This is a genomic window from Pseudomonas palleroniana (assembly GCF_022836895.1).
Classification (GTDB): domain Bacteria; phylum Pseudomonadota; class Gammaproteobacteria; order Pseudomonadales; family Pseudomonadaceae; genus Aquipseudomonas; species Aquipseudomonas palleroniana.
On the sequence record NZ_CP092411.1, the window covers coordinates 5,926,379 to 5,951,310 of the forward strand.

Consider the following 24,932-nt stretch of genomic DNA (forward strand, 5'->3'; position numbering starts at 1 on the left):
GGGGGGCTGACCCCCTCTCACACTGTGCTCATCAACTTCAGGCTTGCGTCAGCTCTTCCAGAGTCTTGCCCTTCGTCTCCATCCCGAATACCCACACCACCAGCGCCGCCACTGCAAAGCACAGCGCGCCCAAGGCAAACACCCCGCCCTGCCCGGTAACCGGGAACACCAACCCCGTCACCAACGGCCCCAGCAATGAGCCGACCCGACCAATCGCCGAGGCGAACCCCGAGCCGGTCGCCCGTGCCGATGTGGGATACAACTCCGGCGTGTAGGTGTACAGCACCGCCCACATGCCAAACAGAAAGAACTGCATCAATAAACCCGAGGTGATCAGCAAACCGACATTGCCGCCGAATACCGCGCTCTGCCCATACACAAACGCCATCACCCCGCCGCCGAGCAAGGTCACCACGCACACCGGCTTACGCCCCCAGCGCTCCACCAACCAGGCGGCCATCAGGAAACCGGGGATGCCGCCCAGGGAAATGATCACGGTGTAATACACCGACTGGGTCACCGCAAAACCTGACTGCTGCAGCAATGCACTCAGCCACGAAGTCAGGCCGTAAAAGCCGAGCAAGGCAAAGAACCAGACGCACCAGATCATCATCGTGCGCTGGCGATACTGCGCCGACCACAACTGCTGGAATGCCGAAAAAAACGTCCCCGGCGTGCTTTCCACCCGTGGCAGGCGGATCGGCTCCGGCAAATCGACGCGGCCCAATGAAGCACGCACCTTCTGTTCGATACTCTGCAAGACCTGGTCGGCAGCCGCATGCCGCCCGGCCTGCTCCAGCCAGCGCGGCGACTCCGGGATAAAAAACCGAATCGCCAGTACAAACACCGCCGGCACCGCCAGCACCAGGAAGATGTCACGCCAGCCAATCACCGGCAGCAGGAAGTAAGACAGCACACCCGCCGCCACAAACCCCAGCGGCCAGAAGCCATCCATCAACGCAATGTACCGACCACGCCCCTTGGCCGGAATCAGCTCCGACAGCATCGATTGGGCAATCGGGAATTCCATGCCCATGCCGATCCCCAGCAAGATGCGAAATAACGTCAGCATCTCCAGCGTCTGCGCCGTGGAACACAGGTAGCTGGCAATGCCCCATAACACGATGCTCCACTGGAACACCGGCTTACGGCCAAAGCGATCAGCCAACATGCCCGACAACGAGGCGCCGACCACCATGCCGAAAAAGCTCGAACTGGCCAGTAACCCGGCCTGGGCCGTGCTCAGGCCAAACTCGGTTTTGATGGAACCTAACAGGAAGGTCATCATCGCCAAGTCCATGGAGTCGAAGAAAAACGCCAGGGCGATAATGATAAAGATGATTCGGTGGTAGCCGCTGATGGGCAACCGTTCCAGACGCTCCGCCGCGCTATAGCCCTGTAAACCCATGCCGCACCCCCAGTGTGAAAATCCCCTCGGCCAGTGTGCGGCATCATTGGCGCGGGTTATTGCTGGATGCGACCTGGTCGAAACCCTGAACGACGCCGGCCGACGGGCATCAGGGTTGCTCAGGCGCCGCGATCAACTGGATGTGTGCAAGCCCGACGTCGTTCACCAACAAGGCCCGGAACTCGTTGATCACACTGATCCAGTTCGACTGCAGGAACAGTTGCAGCAGCCCCACGCCCAAGGCGCCACCCAAGTGGGGTTGTGGCTGGCTCCAGTCGAAACAGTCGCAGACCAGCGGCGACGCCAGCGCCTGAGTAAAAATACCCAGGTCTGCCAGGCATTGCGCGCCCTTGACCGTGACCTCGATACGTTGTTCGTGACGCTCAATCCAACCCGCCGCCAACATGCGCTGATACAACCCCGCCGCCAACTCCCCACCGAGATGCCCATGGCACAACCGGGCACGGCGCAACAGCGGCGGCGCCACCAACGCCGGTGGCGAAACAGCGGGGCGGCTACGGGCGGCGCTGGCCATGGTGGTACTGGCCAGCGCGTCGATGGCGGCACTCACATCGGCGGCCGCCACACGAAACAGGCGCTTGCCGCGTCGGGCCTCGGTGAGCAGCAGGCCGCTTGCGGTCAGCCGAGCCAAATGGGCGTTGGCCGACGCGGCGGACAACCCGGCGAGCGCCGCCAACTCCTCTGAAGATTTCACGGAACCGTCCATCAAGGCCCAGAGCATGGCCGTACGTTTAGGCTCGGCAAGCAAGCTGGCGATCTGACTGATGCAAGGTGCTTCTTCCACGTATTCACTCCCTGTTGAATCATTTATCTGCTGCGGTTGGCGCCAAAGTATAGGTGCGCACCCCGCACGCACCGCCGGGTCTGACGCTGCAGATAGGGACAGGGTCTGAGTGAAATTTCCTGCTGTGGTGGAAGCTATTGCCCAGTGTTCAAGCGCTCCGACCATTGCGCAGTCAATGTCGCACAACGGGATACCAGCATCTCCCGCAGCAAGTTGATCGGCTTGCTCAATTGCGCACGGTGGGCGCATAGCAGATTGAGCGGTGTGCGCTCCCCGCGCAGCTCAGGCAGGATCACCCGCAAACGCCCGGCCAGCACATCCGTGCTCACATCCAACCAGGACTTGTAGGCAATGCCGACACCCGCGACAGCCCAGCGACGAACGACGTCGGCATCGTCACTGAAACGGTCGCCGGCCACCGTCAGGCTCACCTCACGCCGGCCGTCGTGAAAACTCCAGCGATCGTGGACTCGGCTGCCGAGCATATAGAGCAGGCAATTATGCTGGGCCAGTTGCTCCAGGTGCCGGGGCTCGCCATACCGGGCGAGGTAGCTGGGGGCGGCACACAGCACGCGAACATTGTCCGGGGCGATGGGCAGTGCAATCAGGCTCGAGTCCTCGGGCTCGCCGTAGCGCAAGGCAATATCGACAGGCTGGCGGAACAGGTCGGCAATGCGATCGCCCAGCAACAGGCGCACCGCCAGTTGCGGGTATTCACGCTGGAACTCATCCAGCCATGGCAACAGCTGGTTACGCCCGAAGTCCGAGGGCGCCGACAATTGCAACACGCCGCTGACATGGTCCTGGCCACTGGCCAATAAGCGCCGTCCTTCGTCCAGCGAACTCAATGCGGCACGGGCGTATTCCAGGAAACCTTCACCTTCGGCAGTCAACCGCAGGCTGCGCGTCGAGCGCGCCAATAAGCGCGTGCCCAGTTGCTGTTCGATGCGCTTGAGCGCAGCGCTGGCCACCGCGGGCGACAGGTCCATGACCCTCGCCGCGGCAGACAGGCTGCCCAGGTCCGCCGCGCGCACAAACAGCTGCAAATCATCGAAGCGCAGCATGTGTTCTCGCTCATTATCAAAAATTTATTGAAACAGCCTGCTGTTTTAGCCGCTTTTTCCTTCACGGGAAATAGCCAATCATCTATCCACCGCTTATCACGTGCCAGGAGTTGAGTATGTCTGCTGCCTTTAATGTCATTGCCACGCTGGTTGCCAAACCCGGCCAACAGGCCACGCTGGAAACCCTGCTGCGCGGCCTGCTGGAACCGACCCGCCTCGAAGCCGGTTGCGAGCAGTACGACCTGCACCAGGACCTGCAACACCCCGAAACTTTCTACATGCTCGAACGTTGGAGCGACGATGCGGCGCTGGCCGACCACGACCAGAGTGCACATATCCAGAGTTTCCGCGCCAAAGCCGCGGATGTCCTCGAACACTTCGAACTCAAGCGCCTGAAATTTCTCGCCTGATTACCGCCCTTTTCCGGAGCCCCCATGAAAGCCATTGCCTACTACGCCTCACTGCCGATCAACGATCCCCAATCCCTGCAAGACATCGAACTGCCGGAGCCCGTCGCCGGCCCACGCGACTTGCTGGTAGAAGTCAAAGCCATCTCGGTCAACCCGGTGGACACCAAGGTGCGCCACAACGTCGCCCCGGAAAATGGCGCCGCCAAGGTGCTGGGCTGGGACGTGGCCGGTGTGGTCAAGGCGGTCGGCAGCGACGTGACGCTGTTCAAGGCCGGCGACAAAGTGTTCTACGCCGGTTCGCTGGTGCGCCCGGGTGGCAACAGTGAGCTGCACACGGTGGATGAGCGTATCGTCGGGCATATGCCCAAGAGCCTGGGTTTCGCCGAAGCGGCCGCGCTGCCGCTGACCGCCATCACCGCCTGGGAGCTGCTGTTCGAGCGCCTGCAAATCCGTGAAGGTCAGGAAGACCAGGGCCAGAGCTTGCTGATCGTTGGCGCGGCCGGTGGCGTAGGTTCGATCCTGACCCAACTGGCCAGCCGGCTCACCGCGCTGAAAGTCATCGGCACGGCCTCGCGCCCCGAGACTCAGGAATGGGCCAAGGCACTGGGCGCCGATCTGGTGGTCGACCACAGCCAACCACTGAGCGAAGCCTTGAAAGCCGCCGGCTACCCGCAGGTGACCCACGTTGCCAGCCTGACCCAGACCGACCATCACCTGGACCAACTGGTCGAGGCCTTGCTACCTCAAGGCAAGCTGGCGCTGATCGACGACCCCAAGGCGCTGGACGTGAGCAAGCTCAAGCGCAAGAGCCTGTCGCTGCATTGGGAGTTCATGTACACCCGCTCGATGTTCGAGACCCCTGACATGATCGAACAGCACAACCTGCTCAATCGCGTCGCTCAACTGATCGACGCCGGCACTTTGAAAACCACGGTCGGCGAACACTTCGGCGTGATCAACGCAGCGAACCTGCGACGCGCCCACGCCCTGCTGGAAAGCGGCAAGGCCAAGGGCAAGATCGTGCTCGAAGGGTTCTGAATAACAGCGGTCGGAGGCGTCCATTATTCATGTGGGTAATGGACGACACCATTAGTCCGAGAGTTGATCTTTGTCATATTTACGCGCGCATTCGGGTTTATATTGGCCGCCTTTGCCACGATTCTTTTACGTGAGGAAGTCAGCAATGAAGATCCTGATAAAAGCGTTAGCAAAATCCCAATGGGAAGTCCGCCTGGACCAAAAAGCCATTACCTTTCGCAGTGAGGCCGAAGCCCGAGCTTTTGCCGACACCCTGAAAGCCCGAATCCAGGCGCCCCACCACATTCCCCTCAGCCAGCAGCACTACGCCGCCGGCTGATCCGCACGTCAGACCTGCGCCTGCATGGCCCTGGCCCGTTGCAGGCGCTGGGTCGACACCGCCACCGTCACCGCCAATACACCGCACAAGCTGATGACCATCGCCATCGGCATGGCCGTGCCGTCGTGCAACACGCCGACCAACGAAGCAGCCCCCGCCGCCACACCAAACTGAATGCAGCCGAGCAACGCCGACGCACTGCCGGCCCGTGCCCCCTGCCCGGCCATGGCACAGGCCGAGGTGTTGGGCAAAATGCAGCCCAGGCTTGCGATGCAAATGAACAGCGGCACCAGCAACGGCCACAACGCTTCGGTGCGCAACGCGGCGATACCGAGCAAGGTCAACGCCGCCAGCACGTACACCCACACCGTACGCGACAACAGAAACGCCGGGCCGCGCTTGGACAGCAGCCGTGCATTGAGTTGCGCCACCAGAATGAAACCTGCGGCATTGGAACCGAACAGCCAGCCGTAATGCTCCGGGGCCACGCCATAGAGCTTGATGAACACGAACGGTGAACCGGCGATGTAGGCAAACATCCCGGCAATCGAGATCCCCCCGGTGAGGGCGTAGCCGAGGTAGACCCGATCCGACAGCAGCGCACCGTAGCGGCGCAGCGAGCCGGACAACGGCTGGCGCGGCTTGTCGGCCGGAAAGGTTTCCGGCAATCCGACCGCGACAGCCAGGGCCGCCATCACGCTGAACATCGATAGCGCCAAAAAGATCGACTGCCAGCCCCACAGGCCGACCATCACCCCACCCGCCAACGGCGCGAGGATGGGTGCCAGGCCGGTCACCAGCATCAGTTGCGAATACACCTTGGCCGAGCCCACGGCATCACATTTGTCGCTGACCACCGCACGGGAAATCACCATGCCCGCACATCCGCCGAGGGCTTGGACGAAACGCGCACCGATCAGCCACTCCAGCGACGGCGCATAGGCGCATGCAAACGAGGCCAGGGTGAACAAGGTCACACCGCTGAGCAGTGGGCCGCGTCGGCCAAACCGGTCCGCCAGCGGGCCGTAGATCAACTGGCCGATGGCCAAGCCGCCGAAATACACCGCCAGGGTCAGCTGGATATGCTTCTCGTCGGTCGCGAAGGCCGTGGCCATGGCCGGAAAGCCGGGCAAGTAGAAATCGATCGCCAACGGCGCAAAGGCGCTCAAGGCGCCCAGAATCAGGATTATGCGGAGGTTCATCAGACACCCAAGTGAGTCGGCAGCTCGACAGTCTAGCCGTGCTTGGGTGTCATGAACATTAAGTTAGCTCGCTAACTATCAGAAAATTCAAGCGCGCCTGGCGCTGTAGCCTTCCTCACTGATCAGGCTGATCACCTCCTCGGCAGACAGACGGCTTTCAACCCCGACTTCCTTGGCCGCCAGGTCGACCTTCACACTCGCCGCCGGGTCCTGGCTTTGCACCGCCTGGGTCACGGCACGGACGCAATGGCCGCAGGTCATTCCTTCAACACTGAATACTTGCATGATATTTCTCCTTGAACGAGGTAGGGAGTAGTGAGCGGGCTTGCCCCGCGCTGGGGGGCGAAGCCGCCCTATAACCAGGCGCCGCAGTTTTCCTGGAACACGGCGGCGGCCTTGTTGGGGCGGCTTCGCCACCCAGCGCGGGGCAAGCCCGCTCACTACAAGGTTTGAGGCAGTCTTGGGCTTGCCACGATGGTAAGGTCAAGTTCTGAAAAATTCTGCCGGGCTGGTATTCGGCGGCTTCAAAGGCCAAGCTTCACCCATCGTTGATTCAAACCACGGAGCATTCGCCATGCGCTGGTTGTTTTTTGCCCTTGCCGGCCTGATGGGCTTATCTGTCGCTGCGCCACAAGCCATAGCCGCTGAAGACTATGCGGTGTTGATCATTTCCCGGGAGCGCCTGGAAGTGCCGACCAATTGTGAAATCGGCCTGTACCTGAATGACCAACTGGCAGGCCGACTGTTCCAGGAGCAGGCCAATTCCTTCAACCTGCCGGCGGGCAACCTGTCATTACGCCTGAAACTGCTGCCGGGCCAGGCTCCGGGTTGCCTGCCGGGCCTGCTGGCGCCACCGGCGCAGAACATCACGCTGAAGGCCGGGGATGTACGCAAGTTGCGTATCGCTCAGGGCCCGGACGGCATGTACCTGAAACCCGCCGCACTGGAATACTGATCGGCCCTTGACCTTCCCCACAGGTCAAGGTTGATCCTAGGGGCAACTTCTTCTGGAGGACTGCCCCATGAATGGATCCACCGCCTTTGACCTGCCCATCAGCGGCATGACCTGTGCCAGCTGTGCAGGCCGCGTCGAACGCGCCCTGAGCAAGGTGCCGGGGGTGAAAAGCGTCAGCGTCAACCTGGCCAATGAACGTGCGCATGTCGAAGTCCTGGGGCAGCTGGACCCCGGCGTGTTGATCGCCGCCGTCGACAAAGCCGGCTACAGCGCCAGCCTGCCCCAGAGTGAAACCGCCACCGATGCCAACCAGGCCCAGCGCCTGCATCGCGAGCGCTGGTCGTTGTTGCTGGCAATTCTATTGGCGCTGCCGTTGGTGTTGCCCATGCTGGTGGAGCCCTTCGGCCTGCACTGGATGTTGCCCGCCTGGATGCAGTTCGCCCTGGCCACGCCAGTGCAGTTCATCTTTGGTGCACGCTTTTATATCGCCGCCTGGAAAGCCGTACGCGCCGGCGCCGGGAATATGGACCTGCTGGTGGCCATCGGCACCAGCGCCGGTTACGGCTTGAGTATCTATGAATGGCTCACCACCCCAGCAGGCGGCATGCCGCACCTGTACTTCGAAGCCTCGGCGGTAGTTATCGCCCTGGTACTGCTCGGCAAATACCTCGAAAGCCGCGCCAAACGCCAGACCGCCAGCGCCATCCGCGCCCTCGAAGCCTTGCGCCCGGAACGTGCGGTGCGGGTGCTCGATGGCCGTGAAGAAGAGGTGGCGATCAACGCGTTGAAGCTCGACGACCTGGTGCTGGTCAAGCCCGGCGAACGTTTCCCGGTGGACGGCGAAGTGGTGGACGGCCAGAGCCATGCCGACGAAGCGCTGATCAGCGGCGAAAGCCTGCCGGTGCCGAAGCAGCCGGGCGACAAAGTCACCGGCGGCGCCATCAACGGTGAAGGCCGCTTGCTGGTGCGGACCCAGGCCCTGGGCGCGGAAAGTGTGCTGGCGCGAATCATCCGCCTGGTGGAAGAGGCGCAGGCGGCCAAGGCGCCGATCCAGAAACTGGTGGATAAAGTCAGCCAAGTATTCGTGCCCGCCGTGCTGGTGCTGGCGTTGATCACGCTGGTGGGCTGGTGGTGGTACGGCGCATCCCTGGAGACGGCAATCATCAATGCCGTCGCCGTCCTGGTGATCGCCTGCCCCTGCGCCCTGGGCCTGGCGACACCGACGGCAATCATGGCCGGTACCGGCGTGGCCGCACGTCATGGCATCTTGATCAAGGACGCCGAAGCCCTCGAACGTGCGCATGAAGTCAGCGCCGTGGTGTTCGACAAGACCGGCACCCTCACTTCCGGTACGCCGAAAATTGCCCATATGGCGGCGGTGGATGGCAATCAAGCCTTGTTGCTGCAACAGGCCGGCGCCTTGCAACGCGGCAGCGAACACCCCCTGGCCAAGGCCGTGCTGGACGCCTGCCACGAGCAGGGGCTGAACGTGGCGGATGTGAGTGCCAGCCAAGCCCTGACCGGTCGCGGTATCGCCGGCACGCTCGACGGCCGGCAACTGGCCCTGGGCAATCGCCGTCTGCTGGAAGAGGCCGGTTTGAACGCGGGTGACTTGGCCGCATCCGCCAAGGCCTGGGAAGCCGAAGGCCGCACCTTATCCTGGCTGATCGAGCAAGGCACCCAACCCCGTGTGCTCGGGCTGTTCGCGTTCGGCGACACACTCAAGCCCGGCGCGCTGGAAGCGGTGGAGCGGCTCAAGACGCAACACATCAGCAGCCACTTGCTGACCGGCGATAATCGCGGCAGCGCCCGGGTGGTTGCGCAAGCGCTGGGCATCGAAGATGTGCACGCCGAAGTGCTGCCGGCGGACAAAGCCGCCACGGTCGCCGAGCTGAAAAGAACTGGGGTGGTGGCCATGGTTGGCGACGGTATCAACGATGCTCCAGCCCTGGCCGCGGCCGATATCGGCATCGCCATGGGCGGCGGCACCGACGTGGCCATGCACGCCGCCGGTATCACCCTGATGCGTGGCGATCCGCGCCTGGTGCCCGCGGCACTGGACATCAGCCGCAAGACCTACGCAAAAATCCGCCAGAACCTGTTCTGGGCCTTTGTGTATAACCTGATTGGCATTCCCCTCGCGGCTTTCGGTCTGCTTAACCCGGTACTGGCGGGCGCGGCGATGGCCTTGTCCAGCGTCAGCGTGGTGAGCAATGCGTTACTGTTGAAGACGTGGAAACCCAAGGACCTGGAGGATCAACGCCCATGAACATCGGCCAAGCCGCTCGCCAAAGCGGGCTGAGCGCAAAGATGATTCGCTACTACGAATCCATCGGCCTGCTCAAAGCCGCGCACCGCACCGACAGCGGCTACCGTGTGTATGGCCCCGACGACCTGCACACGCTGGCGTTTATCAAGCGCTCGCGGGATCTGGGGTTTTCATTGGAAGAGGTCGGCAAGCTGCTGACCCTGTGGCAGGACCGGCAACGGGCCAGCGCTGATGTGAAAGCCTTGGCGCGCCAGCATATCGATGAGCTGAACCAGAAGATTCTGGAGCTGGGGCAACTGCGCGATACGCTGCAGGACCTGGTGGAGCACTGCCAGGGCGATCATCGGCCGGATTGCCCGATCCTCAAGGAATTGGCCTCAGGCAGTTGCTGTACCTGATGCTTGACTGACTCCACACATCAAAATGTGGGAGGGGGCTTGCTCCCGATAGCGGTGGATCAGTCAACTTATCTGTAGCTGACCCACTGCAATCGGGAGCAAGCCCCCTCCCACATTTTTCAGATCTTCATTTGTTGCAAGATCACTGCATCCAGGGCGGTGGCGGGGGTTCGTCAGACGCTTTGCCGGGTGGCGCATCATCCGCCGCACGAATTGCCTGGCGACGTTCTTCATCCCGCCGTGCCGCTTCGATTTCGCGCATCACGCCACCCACATCCGCCTGCTCTTCCGGTTCGTCGAACTCGCCGGTCAAGACGCTGGCCGGGTGCAGCGTACCGGCTTCGTACAACGCCCACATTTCCTTGGCGTACTTGGTCTTTTTCAACTCTGGGGCAAAGCGCCCGAAGTAAGACGCCATGTTGCCCACGTCCCGTTCCAGCATGCTGAACGCGTGGTTGTTGCCCGCCGCATCCACCGCCTGGGGCAGGTCGATGATCACCGGGCCGGTCGGGGTGAGCAGCACGTTGAACTCGGACAAGTCACCGTGCACCAGGCCGGTACACAGCATCAGCACGATCTGGGAGATCAGGAAGGCGTGGTACTCGCGCGCCTGGTCCGGCTCCAGCACCACGTCATTCAAACGCGGCGCCGCATCGCCGTACTCGTCGGCCACCAGCTCCATCAACAGCACGCCTTCGAGGAAATCGTAGGGTTTAGGCACGCGCACACCGGCACCGGCCAGGCGGAACAACGCCGCCACTTCGGCGTTTTGCCAGGCATCTTCGGTTTCTTTACGGCCGAATTTGGAACCCTTGGCCATGGCGCGGGCTTGCCGGCTGTTGCGGACCTTGCGGCCCTCCTGGTATTCGGACGCCTGACGAAAACTTCGTTTATTCGCCTCCTTGTAAACCTTGGCGCAACGTAATTCGTTACCGCAGCGCACCACATAAACAGCTGCTTCTTTACCACTCATGAGTGGGCGCAGCACTTCGTCGACCAGACCGTCTTCGATCAGGGGTTCAATGCGTTTAGGAGTCTTCATCAGCTTTTATTGTGGGTCCTGTATTACCAAACACGCGTGTGGCACTCGTTATACGGCAATCGGCTCGCCGGTGGGAGGGGCTACCGACCGTTGATCACTTAAGAATGCATCCAATATGCCAGTTTCAACGCTCAATGATCGCGGTAACCCCCTGCCCACCGGCTGCACAGATGGAAATCAGGCCGCGCCCCTTGCCCGCCGCATCCAACAGTTTGGCCAGGTTGGCGACGATACGCCCGCCTGTGGCGGCGAACGGGTGCCCGGCAGCCAGCGAACTGCCCTTGACGTTGAGCCGGCTGCGGTCGATGGCACCCAACGGCGCATCCAGCCCCAGGCGTGTTTTGCAGTAATCCGCATCTTCCCAGGCTTTGAGCGTGCACAACACCTGGGCAGCAAAGGCTTCGTGGATTTCGTAGTAATCGAAGTCCTGCAGCGTCAGGCCATTCCTTGCCAGCAAACGCGGCACCGCATACACGGGCGCCATCAACAAGCCTTCGGCGCCGTTGACGAAATCCACCGCCGCCGCCTCGCCATCGCGCAAGTACGCCAAAATCGGCAAGCCACGCTCCTTGGCCCAGGCTTCACTGCCCAGCAATACCAATGACGCACCGTCGGTGAGCGGCGTGGAGTTACCGGCGGTCAGCGTGCCCTTGTCGCTGCGCTCGAATACCGGCTTGAGGCTGGCGAGTTTTTCCAGGGTCAGGTCGGCGCGCAGGTTGTTGTCGCGGGTCAGGCCCAAAAACGGTGTCAGCAGATCGTTGTGCCAGCCTTCAGCGTAGGACGCGGCCATTTTCTGGTGGCTTTCAAGTGCCAGCTGATCTTGCTCGGCACGCGGAATCTGCCAGGTTTGCGCCATCAGCTCACAGTGCTGGCCCATGGACAAACCCGTGCGTGGTTCACCGTTGCGCGGCAGCTCGGGCTTGAGGTGATGAGGGCGAAGTTGTAATAGCAGTTTTAATTTATCTGCCATGGATTTGCTGCGGTTGGCCTGCAGCAGAATCTTGCGCAGCCCTTCATTCACGCCGATCGGCGCGTCGGAAGTGGTATCCACCCCACCGGCAATCCCGCATTCGATCTGGCCCAGGGCGATCTTGTTGGCCACCAGCAATGCCGCCTCAAGCCCCGTGCCGCAAGCCTGTTGAATATCGTACGCCGGGGTTTGCGGCGACAGGCGTGAGCCCAGCACACATTCGCGGGTGAGGTTGAAGTCGCGGGAATGTTTGAGCACCGCTCCGGCCGCCACCTCACCGATCCGCAGGCCGTGCAGGTTGTAGCGTTCGATCAGGCCCTCCAGGGCAGCGGTCAGCATGGCCTGGTTGCTCGCCGTGGCATAGGGGCCGTTGGAGCGGGCGAAGGGAATGCGGTTACCGCCAATGATCGCTACACGGCGCAATTGAGTCATGGAAAGCTCCCTGATGGTGGTGGGTGGAATCATCAAGCCTAGCCTAGGCTCAATCGAACGACCGTTACCCATTGATGGTCCACCGTTTGAACCCCAGCACTCGGAGAGCGTTCCATGTCTGACCGTTATATCGACTTCGCCAACTCAAGCCTCGGCCATCGCCTGGTCGCCGCCATTGGCCTGCCGTCACCGGTACGCCTGGAACGCTGGCAGGCCGGACGCCTGCGCCCGGTCGAAGGCGCCCTGCTGCTCGGCGGCGGTGCGCTGGCGAATCAGGTGCACGCCTTCGCCCATAAACTCACCGACGCCATCTACAGCTACGGCACCACGACGTCGACGTGGATTCCGGGCCACGGCCCCAAGCTCAAGGCGGTGGTGTTCGATGCCAGTGACCTGCAACACACCGACCAGCTCAAGCAGTTGCGTGAGTTCTTCCAGCCCTTGTTGAAAAACCTGGATAACAGCGCGCACCTGGTGATTCTCGGCCGTGCGCCGGAGAGCCTCAGCGACCCGTTCGCCGCCAGCGCACAACGGGCCCTGGAGGGTTTCAGCCGCTCGTTGGCCAAGGAACTGCGCAACGGCGGTGTGGCGCAGTTGCTGTATGTCGGCGACGGTGCCGAGGAGCAGTTGGAAGGCGCATTGCGGTTTTTCCTCTCGCCTAAAAGCGCCTATATCTCCGGCCAGGTCATTCGCCTGCAAGCCTGCGCCACTGCGGTCGAAGATTGGACTCGCCCTCTCGCCGGGCGCAAGGCCCTGGTGACCGGTGCCGCCCGAGGTATTGGCGCGTCCATTGCTGAAACCCTCGCCCGCGACGGTGCAGAGGTGATTCTGCTCGACGTGCCCCAGGCCAAGTCGGATCTCGAAGCCCTCGCCGCCCGCCTAGGGGCACGTACCTTCGTGCTGGATATCTGCGCAGAAGACGCCGCCACGCGGCTGATCGAACAACTGCCGGATGGCCTCGATATCCTGGTGCACAATGCCGGTATCACTCGCGACAAAACCCTGGCGAACATGACCCCGGAATATTGGGACGCGGTACTGGCGGTCAATCTCAATGCACCCCAGGTGCTGACGAAGGCGTTGCTCGACAGCGGCACCCTGCATGACAACGCCCGCGTGGTGCTGCTGGCCTCCATCAGTGGCATTGCCGGCAACCGTGGGCAAACCAACTACGCCGCGAGCAAGGCCGGCTTGATCGGGTTGGCGCAGGCGTGGGCGCCGTTGCTGAAGGAACGCGGGATCAGCATCAACGCAGTGGCGCCCGGGTTTATCGAAACCCAGATGACCGCGCATATTCCCTTCGCCCTGCGTGAAGCCGGGCGGCGCATGAGTTCGTTGGGCCAGGGCGGCCTGCCCCAAGACGTGGCTGAGGCCGTGGCCTGGCTCGGCCAACCGGGCTCTGGTGCGGTCAGCGGCCAAGCCTTGCGCGTGTGTGGGCAAAGCCTGCTGGGAGCCTGAGCATGGAATGGCAGACACTCGACCGCACCCCGCCTCTGCCGCCGCTGTACTGGCGGGCCGCGCTCAAGCGCAAGATCACCGGCGACACCCTGCCCGATGCTGGACTGCGCTGTCACATTCACCTGAACCCCACGGAGGTGGCCGCCTATCGCCAGGTCTGCGGGTTCGCTGACAGTTCGGTCCTGCCAGGGACTTATCCGCATATCCTGGCGTTTGGCTTGCAGATGCAATTACTCACCGACAAACAGTTTCCCTTTCCTTTGCTGGGGCTGATTCACCTGAGCAATCGGATCCGTATCCATCGTCCGCTGGGAGGCGTGAGCAATGTGCTGATCAGCGTGTACGCGCACAACCTGCGGCCCCATGCCAAGGGGGCGACCTTTGATATTGTGACCACGGTCGAGGATTCACTGGGACTGTTGTGGGAGGCGGATAGCCGTATGCTCTGCCGCGCAGTGAAACTCGAAGGCGACGCCCAGGAAGAGCATTTGTCGGTAACCGATAACGTCAGCGAACTGGCCCGCTGGAAGGCGCCCGCCGATATTGGCCGCCGATACGCTCGGGTATCCGGCGATTACAACCCGATCCACCTGAGCGCATTGACGGCCAGGCTCTTCGGGTTCCCCCAGGCTATCGCCCATGGACTGTGGAATACCGCCCGGACACTGGCCGCATTGCACGAGCATTTGCCCGCCGCGAATGTCGAGATAGACGTCGAATTCAAAAAGCCGGTGCGCCTGCCCAGTGAAGTTGTATTACTCACCACGGCTGCGGGTTCCAGTGGCGAGTTGCAACTCAAGGGGGCCGGCGACATTCAACATATGCTCGGCAAGTGGCGACCTATTGCGTGAACCACAGGAATTAATTGTATATAAACCCTAAGTTATAGCGGACGCTTCGGCGTCCGCTTTTTTTTACTTAACTCATTGTTCTTCATGAAATAACCCTATCCAAAAGCCCTCTCTTTTACACACTTGGTATTAGTCATTAAGCCAACTAATGCCGCGCCTATATAAATCGTTAATACCAAGTTGAGCATTGCGAGAAAGAGCACTCAGGTCTGTGATTAACGCACGGACAAACGTATGCCTATCCCTAGAAATAGTCGACGTTTGAAACAACCAAGGTTGTACAGGTGCAAGGGAACTCAATCATGAAAACTCAAACTCAAGTAGTGCTATGGAAAGCAAGTACCGCGCTGGCCCTGGTCATGGCGATGAGCCTTGGCGGCTGCAGCAGCGGTGGCGGCGGCCATCACAGCAGTGTGGCGGCGTCTTCCCCGGATGCGGGTGCGGGAAGTGGTAGTGGAGGCACAGGTGGCGGTAGTGGGACTGGAAGCGGCACTGGCGGTACCGGCGGTGGCACTGCTGGCACTGGCGGCGGCACTGACGGCACCGGCGGTGGCACTGCTGGCACTGGCGGCGGCACTGACGGCACCGGCGGTGGCACTGGCGGCACTGGCGGCACCGGCGGCGGTACTGGAGGCACCGGCGGTGGCACTGGCGGCACCGGCGGTGGCACTGGCGGCACCGGCGGTGGTACTGGCGGCACCGGCGGTGGCACTGGCGGCACCGGTTCGACAACCACCCCGCTGGTCACAGGCCAGATCGCAGGCACGCTGGGCACTACCGTCGGTAACGTCGGTGCTGCCGTCGGCGATCTTGGCTCGACACTCAACGGCGTCCCCGTCGTCGGTGTTACGGCCGGTGGCCTCGTCACCGCGACCGGCAATGCCGTCACCAGCATCGGCAGCGGCGTGACCAATGGCCTGGGTACCCTGGGCACCAACAGCAATGCGCTGGGCACCACCGTCGCCGGCATCGGTACTGGCGTGGCCAACCTCGGCACCGGCGTGTCGAACACCGGCAGCACCCTGGGCACCACGTTGGGTGGCGTGCCAGTCGTCGGCGGGTTGACCGGCGGCGTCGGCACCGCAGCGGGGGGGCTGGTGAGTAACGTTGGCCAAGCCGTGACCATGCTCGGCGATACCCTGAGTACCGCCAGCACCACCGGACCACTGGGCAGCGCAACCAACACCCTGAGCAGGAGTGCACTGGTACCGGTGGTTTCCCTGGTGGAAAACACTACTGGCAACCTCGGTAGAGCTACCGGCCTGGGCACTCCGCTCAACGGCCTGCTGAATCAAGTCGGCTCGACCGTTACTGGCGTAGGCGGCCAAGTCGCCGGTGCCGGCGGCGCAGGCAACCCTGTCACCACGGCGGCCGGCGGCGCGCTGGCCAGCGTCGGTGGCGTGCTCAACCAGTCGGGTGGCTATGTTGCGCCCGCCGGCGGTGCCGCTGCTCCCGGCTTGCCGGAACTGGTCGGCGGTGTAGTCGCCAACGTAGGTAACGGCCTGACGGCCGGCAGTACTAACGGCACAGTCGGTACTGCGGGTGTCACCGGTGGGGCACTGGGCAATACCGTGGCCTCGCTGGGCACTGTCATCGGCGGCACCGGCGTCGCCAATACCGCCCCCACGACGCCAGTCGCAGGCTTGGCGACCAACGTCGGCACAGCGCTGGCCCCGGTCACCAACGGCGTCACCAGCCTGACGCAAAACGTCGGCACCACCACCGGCATCGGCGCTCCGGTCAACGGTCTGGTCACCCAGGTCGGCGGCGCTGTCAGCAGCCTGGGCACCAACCTGACCACCGCCAACGCCAACCCGGTCACCAACGCCGTGGGCACGACGGTAACGTCGCTCGGCAACACCGTAGGCTCAGTGGGTGGCTTGGTCACCGGCGGAACCGGCAGCACGGGTGGCGGCCTGCTCGGTGGCTTGAACGTCGGCGCCAGCACCACGACCAACACCTCGGTCAACGGCAGTGCCAGCACCGGGACAACAGGTGGCCTGGGAGGCTTGCTGAACGGCCTGACAGGCCCTAATTAGAATTGCACCTGGCCGATTAGACGGCCTCCCCTCCAGCGCCTACGCTTGGTTGAGACGAGAGACCCTGAGTAAGTCTCTCGTCTTTTTTATGGGCCGGCCTTGTCGAACAACGCCTGGTCCTCCCGAACCGAGTCCCAGAACCCGGCGGGCCCGAGACGCTGCTGCAGTTGACCATGGAGTGTCCTATGCGCGTGTTCACACCGTTGTTAGTCCTTTCCCTCAGTGCTTACGCCCAAGCCGAGAGCCTGCCCAACTTTCTCAACAGCAACGACACCATCCGCAACCTGCCGGTGCCTAACCTGCCCGCCGACGCCTACAGACCGGTCACGCCCAAGACCCAGGTGCCGGAGGCCCCCGCTTCCCAGGGCCAGCCTCTGTTGATGGACACCAAAATCACCATCCGCAAGCTGCAGATCGAGGGCGGCACGATCTACCCGCTCGGCGAGACCGCCAAAGCCTACTCGGCGTTGATCGGTCATGAGACCAACCTGGCGCAATTGATCGAAGCCACCCGCAGCATCACCCGTCGTTATCAAGAGGACGGTTACCTGCTGTCCTACGCCTTCCTGCCGCAACAGAACTTTGAAAACGGCCTGGTACGCGTGGTGCTGGTGGAGGGTTACATCAAGGACTACCAACAAAGCGGCGACATCGGTTCGGTGTCGGCCTATGTCGATAAACTGGCGAACAAACTCCTCGCCGAACGCCCACTTACACGCAAGACGTTCGAGCGCTATACCACGCTCATGGGGCGTATCCCCGGCGTGACGCTGCAAGCGCAAGTACCGCCGCCTGGGACCACCGATGGCGCCGCGCACATGGTGATCCAGGCCAGCCGCAAACCCTTCACCACCAGCATGAGCCTGGTGGAAGACAACCGCAGCGGCACCCAAGCGTTGCTCACCGCCACCAGCAATGCCCAGACATCCATGGGCGAACAGCTCAACGTCAGCGGCCTGTTCCCGCCCGGCGACGACAAAAAGCACTATTACCGCGTGGGCTACAGCCAGTTCATCAATGCCGAAGGCAGCCAGCTTGTGCTGGGGGCCGAACGTTATCGCGCCGACCCCAAAAGCAATATCCAGCTGGACGGCGGCTTCGAACTCAAGCCGCACCAGTCGATCGATCGCTACACCATCGGCCTCAGCCACCCACTGATCGCCTCGCCCACCGAATCCTTGACCCTGGGCGCGCGCCTGTATGCGGTGGACCAAACCACACGCTATCAACTGGTGGGCTACCCCAACCGCTTCGATATCGAAACCAACCTGCGCGCGCTGGCGTTCGAAGGTGACTGGCGCAAGGCCGACGCCCGGCAATTGCGCATCCTCAGCGCCGGTCTGTATCAGGGTATCAACGGCCTGGGCGCCAGGACCCACAGTGATCTGACCAGTACCACGCCTGACCTCGACTTCTTCCGCCTGCGCCTCTCCGGCGTGCAGAGCGACAAGTTCTTCGATAACTGGCAAGGGGTACTGTCGGGCGCGTTCTACTGGAGCGATGCCACCCTGCCCGACAGCGAACGCGCCACCTTCGGCGGGCAGAACTTCGGCCGTGGCTACCCTGACGACCAGGCTTCCGGTGACAAGGGTTGGGGCGTGGCGTACGAGGTCAACTACAGCTTCAACCGCGCCGGTGACTGGGTGAAGGTGCTGCAACCCTACGTTGTGCTCGATCGTGCCAAGACCTGGTTCAACACGCTGCCGGTCAAGGGCAACGACATGTCATCGGCGGCCGTGGGCCTGCGTTTTGGCGATAACAAGTACTACAACATCGCGCTGGAAGCCTCCAAACCCATGTCGGATATCGCCCTCGACAGCCTCAACCGGCGGCCGCGGTATACGCTGAGCTTCAGCTACCAGCTCTGACGATCGTAGTGAGCGGGCTTGCCCCGCGCTGGGTGGCGAAGCCGCCCCAAAACCGGCCAACTCGGTTTTTCTGAAAGACCGTGGTGTTCTTGTTGGGGCTGCTGCGCAGCCCAGCGCGGGGCGAGCCCGCTCACTACTGGGCGAGGGGACCGACCAAGCGCACCCGGACAGAGCTCTGGTGATAACTTGTAGTGAGCGGGCTTGTCCCGCGCTGGGTGGCGAAGCCGCCCCAAAGCCGGCCAACTCCGGTTTTTCTGTAATACCGTGGTGTTCTTGTTGGGGCTGCTACGCAGCCCCAAACCGGCCAACTCCGTTTTTCTGAAACACCGTGGTGTTCTTGTTGGGGCTGCTGCGCAGCCCAGCGCGGGGCGAGCCCGCTCACTACAGGGCGAGGGGACCGACCAAGCGCACCCGGACAAAGCTCTGGTGATAACTTGTAGTGAGCGGGCTTGTCCCGCGCTGGGTGGCGAAGCCGCCCCAAAGCCGGCCAACTCCGGTTTTTCTGAAAGACCGTGGTGTTCTTGTTGGGGCTGCTTCGCAGCCCAGCGCGGGGCGAGCCCGCTCACTACAAGGGGTGTTTGATCAGGGGGAAGAGGTTGTTGAGGGTATCGATCAAGCGCACCAGGTAGATGGGCTTGCGAAACAGATCCAGCACCTGCAAACGCAGCATATCGCTGACATCATCCATCTGAGCATGCCCCGACATCACGATCACCGGCAAGTGCTGGCGCTCAGTGTGTTCGCGCAGGCGCTTGATCAGTGAGATACCACTTTCCTCGGGCATGCTCAGGTCGGTGATGACCAGGGCGATGTCCGGGTTCAGGGTCAACTCCTGCAAGGCGAGGGTGACGGAGGTGGCGGTAAAGCAAACGAAGCCCTCGTTCTCCAGCGACTCGGCCAGTTCTACGAGGGCATCTTCTTCGTCGTCCACCAACAGGATTTGTTGGCGAAAAGGTGCAGTTGCAGCATTCATGGGTACTACCTAGCGTTGCCAAACAATGACGTGTGTACTCACCGATGCTGTCTGAAGCTCAGGTTATAGCGGTCGTGATTTTAGCAATGAACGTCGTGATCTGCGACCCCAGGGTCGCCCCCGCCGCCAGTACGACCAGCGCCACGATAGCCACGAGAATGAGGTACTCAATCGCCGTTGCGCCGTCTTTTCGATACAACAGCAATAGTAGCTGGTCACGCACTCTCATCAACAGATCAAGGACCATAGCACTTCTCCTCAGTCGCAGGATACGGTCTGGAACTCAGGTCAGGGCAGTGTTGATTTTACCGATGAAGGTCGTAATTTTAGTTCCCAGGGTTGTCCCTGCAGCCAGGATCACCAGGGCCACAATGGCCACCAGAATCAGGTACTCAATCGCCGTAGCGCCGTCTTTGCGCTGAAAAAGCAACTGAAGTTGAATATGAAGTTTTACCAACAACTCAAGGATCATCGTACTTCTCCTCAGGCGCAGGGCGCCTTATCAGCACGCCGCACAGTAATTGCGATGTGCCATCTGAGCATTGTCAACAAACCCCAGCCTCACAACTGTAAGAACTGATTAATCACAAAGTAGGGGGTTACTTTCTTGACGCCTTAATTCCGTGGTTTTCAACGTCATCCCGCCCTTCGCACAAGAAAACTTGCTGTCAGTAATGGCATTTTGTCCTAGCTGAACTACCTTCAAATAGCGAAATAGTTAGTCACAGGTTCATAGCAGCCGCGTTGCGAAATCAGCCCGCTCGGAGAGACGGGTGTGTCGTGCAACAGCAAAGGGAGCGCCGTCATGAACACGCGTCTGAGCATGGTGTTGGCCGGGGTGCTTCTGCTCGGTGCGCTGTTTGCCGGTTATTGGGGATTGGTCCTGAGCCGGGCGCCTGTACCGGCACCGCCTCCCCCGGTCCCCCAGGCAGCACCTGTCGAAAAAGCCGTTACCGCGGTGGAAGACCAGACCCGCCAACCGGTGGTGGTACTGGCCCGCGACGTCCCGCCCTTTGCGCCCCTGAGCGCCGCCGATCTCGCGGTGGAAAAACTGCGCACCGTACCGGCCGGCAGCATGAGCAGCGTCGACCAGGCCATCGGCCGCACGCCTTGGCGAGCCCTGCGGGCAGGCACCTGGTTGAATGAAGACAGCTTCACCCCAGGTGGCCCGCTGGCGCGAATGATTCGCCCCGACGAACGCGCACTGGCCGTAGCCGTGGATGAAGTGATTGGCGCCGCCGGCCAACTGAGCCCCGGCGATTATGTGGACGTATTGCTGTACCTGCGCCAGGACGCCGCCAACCTCGAACAATCGGCCCAGGTGGTGGTGCCCGCCATGCGTTTGCTCAGCGTCGGCGATCAAATGGGCTTGAGCAATGATGGCACCCCAGCCTCCCCGCCTGCGCTCACCGCCGAGGAACGAGCCCAGCGTCGCGGCCCGCCACGCACCGTGGTGTTGGCGGTGCCCGAGGCCCTGCTGAGCCGCCTGATGCTCGCCACCCAAGCCGGCACTTTACGCCTGGCAGTACGCAGTGCCGACGAACGTTTACTGGGCCAATACTGGGCCGGCGAAAGCGATGTGCCGGGCAAGGTGCAAAGCGCCAACCGCGACCTCTATCAGTTCACGCAACTGGCCTTCGCCCAAGCGCCGAAAAAACTCGTCCAGGGCAGCCCGCGTCGCACCGGTATCGAGGTGATCCGCGGCAATCAAGCCACCCAACAAACGCCTGACTGAACAAGGATGCCCTGCATGAACCGACGTTTCGCACCCGTGTTCACGCTGAAAATCGCCTGTGCCCTGCTGCTGTCGAACCTGTCCGTGGAACTGGCCGTGGCTGCCCCTGGCAATTGCGCCAGCCTGGGTCAACTACCCGCCGCCCTGTCGGTGGGTGAAGGCTTGCAACAGGAACTGCAATCACCGGTAGCCATCACCCGCCTGGCGATTGGTGACCCGAAAATTGCCGACGTCCACCTCAACGGCGACCGGGGTTTCCTGCTGACCGGCGTCGCCTCCGGCACCACCAGCCTGATGGTCTGGACCGCCTGTTCGAACACGCCACGCCAGAGCATGGTGTTCGTCAAGGGCAAGGCCATCTCGGCGCTGACCAGCCTGTCGTTGTCGCCATCGGAAGACCCCTTGCTGCCCAGCCAGGTACAGACCGATATCCGTTTTGTCGAGGTCAGCCGCACCAAGCTCAAGGAGGCCAGCACCAAGATTCTGGGCAATGGTAAAAACTTCTTCCTGGGCAGCCCTAGCCTGGTATCGCCTTCCGAAGGGATCTTCAAACTGCCGGTGAGCCCCGACAACTTCAATATCGGGTTTGGCGGGGGGCGCGTATCCGCGATGATCAATGCCCTGGAAAGCAGCGGGTTCGCCTATACCCTGGCACGTCCAAGCCTGGTGGCCATGAGCGGCCAGAGTGCGACCTTCCTGGCGGGCGGCGAGGTGCCGATCCCGGTGCCGAGCAGCGCCAGCAACAATATCTCGATCGAATACAAAGAGTTCGGCATCCGCCTGACCTTGACCCCGACCGTGATCGACCGTAACCGGATCTCCCTCAAAGTCGCACCGGAAGTCAGTGAGCTGGACTACACCAACGCGGTGGTCATCGACAATATCAAGGTTCCGGCCCTGACCATTCGCCGCACGGACACCAGCGTGTCCCTGGCAGACGGCGAAAGCTTCGTGATCAGCGGGCTGATCAGCAGCAGCAACACCACCAGCATCAGCAAGTTTCCCGGCCTGGGTGACATCCCGATCCTGGGCGCGTTCTTTCGCGATTCCAACATCAATCGCCAGGACAAGGAACTGCTGATGATCGTCACCCCGCACCTGGTGCAGCCGTTGGCGGCCAATGCCCAGTTGCCGTCCTTGCCAGGCGAGAAACTGCGTAACTACGACCCGAACTGGTATCGCCTGTACTTCCTGGAAAACGGCAACTTCGACCGACTCAACGGACTGTCCCAATGAGCGATAGCCTGAGCCAGACGTTCCTGGCAATCACGCGCAACACCACCGACCTGGAATGGCTGCAGGGCGCGCTGGCCCCACTTGGCCAAGTGGTCAGCGCCGGCAGCGGCACCCTGGACGAACTGCTTGCCTTGGTCGATGTGACCTTCGCCGGCCTGGTGTTTATCGGCCTTGACCGCGAACACGTGGTGGCCCAAAGCGCGTTGATCGAAGGCGCCCTGGAAGCCAAACCGATGCTCGCCATCGTCGCCCTCGGTGACGGCATGGACAACCAGCTGGTACTCAATGCCATGCGCGCCGGCGCGCGGGATTTTGTCGCCTACGGCTCGCGCTCCAGCGAAGTGGCCGGGCTGGTAAGGCGCCTGAGCAAACGCCTGCCGCCGGTCACCACCAACACCCAGCTGGGTGGCCTCAGCGTGCTGTATGGCACCCAAGGCAATGCCGATGGCGCACTGTTGGCCAGCCACCTGGCGCTGGTCGTACAAAAGAGTGGTCAGCACACCTTGCTGCTGGACCTGGGCCTGCCCCGAGGTGACAGCCTGGCGCTGCTGGGGCTGGAAAGCTCGTTCCATTTCGGCGATGCCCTGCGCCACCTGCGACGGTTGGACACGACCCTGATCAACAGCGCATTCACCAGCGCGCAAGACGGCCTGCGCATCCTGGCCTACGCCCCCAACGATGAGCCCCTGGAGCGCACCAGCGCCGCCGAGTTGTACATGCTGCTCAGCGCGTTGCGCCAACATTTCCAGCACATTGTGGTGAACCTGGTTGGCCAACCGGACAGCGAAGCCCTGCGCACCTTCGTCAGCCATTGCGACAAGCTGTTGTGGTACACCGACCAGAGCGTGCTGGACTGCCGACGCAACCTCGCGGTGCTGAACCTGTGGCGCGAAAAGGGCATGAAGCTGGAGCACGCCAAACTGTTGGTCGACAGCTACCTCAAGAGCTGTGCACCGGACGCCGAAACCCTGGGCAAAAGCTTTGGCCTGGAGGTGATTGCCGTGCTGCCGCTGAGCCCGGACGTGCGCCTGAATGCAAAAAACCAGGGCCAGACCTTGTTCGCCCTGGCGCCACGCGAACCCCTGACCCAGGGTCTGAAAACCCTCGGGGAGCGCCTGGCAAAACGTTCGGCAGGCAACGAACAACCCTCCAACAAATGGCTTGATCGTCTGCTGAGAGCCGGCAAATGAACAGTGAAAAACTTTTCGGTGCCCCTACCGCAGGCTTCGGTAGCAACACCGAGCACGACGGGCTCAAGCTGGTGTTCCATCGCTACATCATCGATGCCATCGAGGAGTCGGGGAAAAACCTGCTGGAAGGTTCTCGCCAGTTGCTGGCGCAGTTTGTCATCGACAAAGTGGCCGAATACAGCAACCGCATGCACTTGGCGATCTCCCGCTATGAGATGGAACGCCTGGCCGAAGAAATCGTCGACGAGCTGACCGGCTTCGGCCCGCTGGAAGTGCTGCTGCGCGACCCATCCGTCACCGAGATCCTGGTCAACGGCCCGCACCGGGTGTTTATAGAACGCGACGGCCTGCTGCACCAGAGCGACCTGCGGTTCATCGACGCGCACCATGTGGAGCGCGTGATGCAACGCATCCTCGCGCCCCTCGGGCGACGCCTGGACGAGTCCTCGCCCATGGTCGATGCGCGCCTGCCCGATGGCAGCCGGGTCAACGCGATCATCCCGCCGATAGCCCTGGACGGGCCATGCCTGTCGATTCGCAAGTTTCGCAAGGACATGCTCAAGAGCAGCGACCTGGTGGCCATGCAGACCATCGACCAGAACATCTTCGACTTCTTCCAGGAGGCCGTGGGCAAGCGCTGCAACATCCTCATCAGCGGCGGCACCGGCACCGGCAAAACCACATTGCTGAACATCCTCAGCCAACTGATCAACCCCCATGAACGGCTGGTGACCATCGAAGACGTGGCCGAACTGCAACTGGGCCACCCCCATGTGGTGCGTCTGGAAACCCGCCCGCCGAATGCCGAGGGGCATGGCGAGGTCAAGGCCAGCGACCTGATCCGCAACGCCCTGCGGATGCGCCCCGACCGCATCATCCTGGGTGAGATCCGTGGCGTGGAAGTGCTCGATGTTCTCACCGCCATGAACACCGGCCACGACGGTTCCATGAGTACCGTGCATGCCAACAACGCCGCCGATGCCCTGCTGCGCCTGGAAACACTGGTGGGCCTGACTGGCCGGACGGTGGCGGAAAAAACCCTGCGCCAAATGATCTGTGCGGCGCTGGATGTGGTGATTCAACTGACCCGCCTGCCCGACGGCCGCCGCTGTGTGAGCGAAGTGGTCGAGGTGGTGGGCATTCGCGAAGACGTGTACGTGACCAACACGCTGTTCCGCCATGACCGGCGAACCGGCTTCGGCTTCCTGCGCGAGGCGGTCAACCCGGCCGGTGAAAAGCTGCGCCGCGAGCCGGCATTGCCGTGAAAGGG

At 62.1% G+C, this 24,932-nt stretch carries 24 protein-coding genes; 14 read left to right on the plus strand and 10 right to left on the minus strand.

Annotated elements, in window-relative coordinates:
- Positions 1–37: 37 nt before the first annotated feature.
- The 3 genes from MJP36_RS26725 to MJP36_RS26735 form a co-directional block, all read right to left on the minus strand.
- On the minus strand, positions 38–1,408 hold the full coding sequence (locus tag MJP36_RS26725) for an MFS transporter (protein ID WP_244384434.1): 1,371 nt from the start codon (positions 1,406–1,408) through the stop codon (positions 38–40).
- Positions 1,409–1,517: 109 nt separating this feature from the next.
- Positions 1,518–2,213, minus strand: coding sequence for a helix-turn-helix transcriptional regulator (locus tag MJP36_RS26730; protein WP_244384436.1), 696 nt, complete (start codon positions 2,211–2,213; stop codon positions 1,518–1,520).
- A 134-nt stretch (positions 2,214–2,347) separates the two neighbouring features.
- Complete coding sequence (locus tag MJP36_RS26735; protein WP_244384437.1) at positions 2,348–3,277, minus strand: LysR family transcriptional regulator; 930 nt, start codon at positions 3,275–3,277, stop codon at positions 2,348–2,350.
- Between the two features lie 116 nt (positions 3,278–3,393).
- Here MJP36_RS26735 and MJP36_RS26740 point away from each other — a divergent pair, with 116 nt between their 5' ends.
- The 3 genes from MJP36_RS26740 (at position 3,394) to MJP36_RS26750 (ending at position 5,044) form a co-directional block, all read left to right on the plus strand.
- Positions 3,394–3,687, plus strand: a complete 294-nt coding sequence (locus MJP36_RS26740; RefSeq protein WP_060755735.1) for a putative quinol monooxygenase — start codon at positions 3,394–3,396, stop codon at positions 3,685–3,687.
- Between the two features lie 24 nt (positions 3,688–3,711).
- Positions 3,712–4,725 (plus strand): zinc-binding alcohol dehydrogenase family protein, encoded by a 1,014-nt coding sequence (locus tag MJP36_RS26745; protein WP_244384438.1) that lies wholly within the window; start codon positions 3,712–3,714, stop codon positions 4,723–4,725.
- 145 nt (positions 4,726–4,870) lie between these two features.
- Positions 4,871–5,044 carry a hypothetical protein gene (locus MJP36_RS26750; RefSeq protein ID WP_162843517.1) on the plus strand — a complete coding sequence of 58 codons (174 nt, stop codon included), beginning with the start codon at positions 4,871–4,873 and terminating at the stop codon, positions 5,042–5,044.
- Between the two features lie 8 nt (positions 5,045–5,052).
- Here MJP36_RS26750 and MJP36_RS26755 read toward each other — a convergent pair whose 3' ends face one another.
- Complete coding sequence (locus MJP36_RS26755; protein ID WP_090366998.1) at positions 5,053–6,246, minus strand: multidrug effflux MFS transporter; 1,194 nt, start codon at positions 6,244–6,246, stop codon at positions 5,053–5,055.
- A gap of 87 nt (positions 6,247–6,333) precedes the next feature.
- Complete coding sequence (locus tag MJP36_RS26760; RefSeq protein WP_244384439.1) at positions 6,334–6,531, minus strand: heavy-metal-associated domain-containing protein; 198 nt, start codon at positions 6,529–6,531, stop codon at positions 6,334–6,336.
- Between the two features lie 289 nt (positions 6,532–6,820).
- On the opposite strand from MJP36_RS26760, the gene MJP36_RS26765 reads away from it, so the two are divergent.
- The 3 genes from MJP36_RS26765 to cueR all read left to right on the plus strand — a co-directional run bounded on the left by MJP36_RS26765 (position 6,821) and on the right by cueR (position 9,868).
- Positions 6,821–7,201: a hypothetical protein gene (locus MJP36_RS26765; RefSeq protein WP_244384440.1), complete on the plus strand. Its 381-nt coding sequence runs from the start codon at positions 6,821–6,823 to the stop codon at positions 7,199–7,201.
- Positions 7,202–7,268: 67 nt separating this feature from the next.
- Positions 7,269–9,470, plus strand: a complete 2,202-nt coding sequence (locus MJP36_RS26770; RefSeq protein WP_244384441.1) for a heavy metal translocating P-type ATPase — start codon at positions 7,269–7,271, stop codon at positions 9,468–9,470.
- Entirely contained in the window at positions 9,467–9,868 is a 402-nt protein-coding gene (gene cueR, locus MJP36_RS26775) for a Cu(I)-responsive transcriptional regulator (RefSeq protein ID WP_060755729.1), read from the plus strand. Before MJP36_RS26770 ends, cueR begins: the two co-directional genes overlap by 4 nt.
- Positions 9,869–10,010: 142 nt before the next feature.
- Here the strand turns inward: cueR and MJP36_RS26780 are convergent, their stop codons facing one another.
- Both MJP36_RS26780 and MJP36_RS26785 read right to left on the minus strand, forming a co-directional pair.
- Complete coding sequence (locus tag MJP36_RS26780; RefSeq protein WP_060755728.1) at positions 10,011–10,910, minus strand: PA4780 family RIO1-like protein kinase; 900 nt, start codon at positions 10,908–10,910, stop codon at positions 10,011–10,013.
- Between the two features lie 124 nt (positions 10,911–11,034).
- Positions 11,035–12,312: an acetyl-CoA C-acetyltransferase gene (locus MJP36_RS26785; RefSeq protein ID WP_060755727.1), complete on the minus strand. Its 1,278-nt coding sequence runs from the start codon at positions 12,310–12,312 to the stop codon at positions 11,035–11,037.
- Positions 12,313–12,426: 114 nt separating this feature from the next.
- Between MJP36_RS26785 and MJP36_RS26790 the strand changes: the two genes are divergently transcribed.
- From MJP36_RS26790 to MJP36_RS26805, 4 genes are all read left to right on the plus strand, one after another.
- Positions 12,427–13,770, plus strand: a complete 1,344-nt coding sequence (locus tag MJP36_RS26790; protein ID WP_244384442.1) for a 3-oxoacyl-ACP reductase — start codon at positions 12,427–12,429, stop codon at positions 13,768–13,770.
- A 2-nt stretch (positions 13,771–13,772) separates the two neighbouring features.
- Positions 13,773–14,621: a MaoC family dehydratase gene (locus tag MJP36_RS26795; protein ID WP_244384443.1), complete on the plus strand. Its 849-nt coding sequence runs from the start codon at positions 13,773–13,775 to the stop codon at positions 14,619–14,621.
- A 302-nt stretch (positions 14,622–14,923) separates the two neighbouring features.
- Positions 14,924–16,660: a collagen-like triple helix repeat-containing protein gene (locus tag MJP36_RS26800; protein WP_244384447.1), complete on the plus strand. Its 1,737-nt coding sequence runs from the start codon at positions 14,924–14,926 to the stop codon at positions 16,658–16,660.
- Positions 16,661–16,845: 185 nt separating this feature from the next.
- Positions 16,846–18,528, plus strand: coding sequence for a ShlB/FhaC/HecB family hemolysin secretion/activation protein (locus MJP36_RS26805; RefSeq protein ID WP_244384449.1), 1,683 nt, complete (start codon positions 16,846–16,848; stop codon positions 18,526–18,528).
- 565 nt (positions 18,529–19,093) lie between these two features.
- Here the strand turns inward: MJP36_RS26805 and MJP36_RS26810 are convergent.
- From MJP36_RS26810 to MJP36_RS26820, 3 genes are read right to left on the minus strand one after another with little or no spacing between them, the layout of a single operon-like run.
- Positions 19,094–19,501 carry a response regulator gene (locus MJP36_RS26810; protein WP_060755723.1) on the minus strand — a complete coding sequence of 136 codons (408 nt, stop codon included), beginning with the start codon at positions 19,499–19,501 and terminating at the stop codon, positions 19,094–19,096.
- A gap of 58 nt (positions 19,502–19,559) precedes the next feature.
- Positions 19,560–19,748, minus strand: coding sequence for a Flp family type IVb pilin (locus MJP36_RS26815; protein WP_244384451.1), 189 nt, complete (start codon positions 19,746–19,748; stop codon positions 19,560–19,562).
- Between the two features lie 36 nt (positions 19,749–19,784).
- A complete protein-coding gene (locus tag MJP36_RS26820) occupies positions 19,785–19,973 on the minus strand; it encodes a Flp family type IVb pilin (protein WP_244384452.1) in 189 nt (62 codons plus the stop codon).
- Between the two features lie 333 nt (positions 19,974–20,306).
- Between MJP36_RS26820 and cpaB the strand changes: the two genes are divergently transcribed.
- The 4 genes from cpaB to MJP36_RS26840 are packed head-to-tail and all read left to right on the plus strand — an operon-like array spanning position 20,307 to position 24,927.
- Positions 20,307–21,236, plus strand: a complete 930-nt coding sequence (cpaB, locus tag MJP36_RS26825) for a Flp pilus assembly protein CpaB (protein ID WP_244384454.1) — start codon at positions 20,307–20,309, stop codon at positions 21,234–21,236.
- Between the two features lie 15 nt (positions 21,237–21,251).
- Positions 21,252–22,472 carry a type II and III secretion system protein family protein gene (locus MJP36_RS26830; RefSeq protein WP_244384456.1) on the plus strand — a complete coding sequence of 407 codons (1,221 nt, stop codon included), beginning with the start codon at positions 21,252–21,254 and terminating at the stop codon, positions 22,470–22,472.
- On the plus strand, positions 22,469–23,662 hold the full coding sequence (locus MJP36_RS26835; protein ID WP_060755718.1) for a CpaE/TadZ family protein: 1,194 nt from the start codon (positions 22,469–22,471) through the stop codon (positions 23,660–23,662). Before MJP36_RS26830 ends, MJP36_RS26835 begins: the two co-directional genes overlap by 4 nt.
- Positions 23,659–24,927, plus strand: a complete 1,269-nt coding sequence (locus MJP36_RS26840; RefSeq protein WP_104995412.1) for a TadA family conjugal transfer-associated ATPase — start codon at positions 23,659–23,661, stop codon at positions 24,925–24,927. Before MJP36_RS26835 ends, MJP36_RS26840 begins: the two co-directional genes overlap by 4 nt.
- Positions 24,928–24,932: the final 5 nt, after the last annotated feature.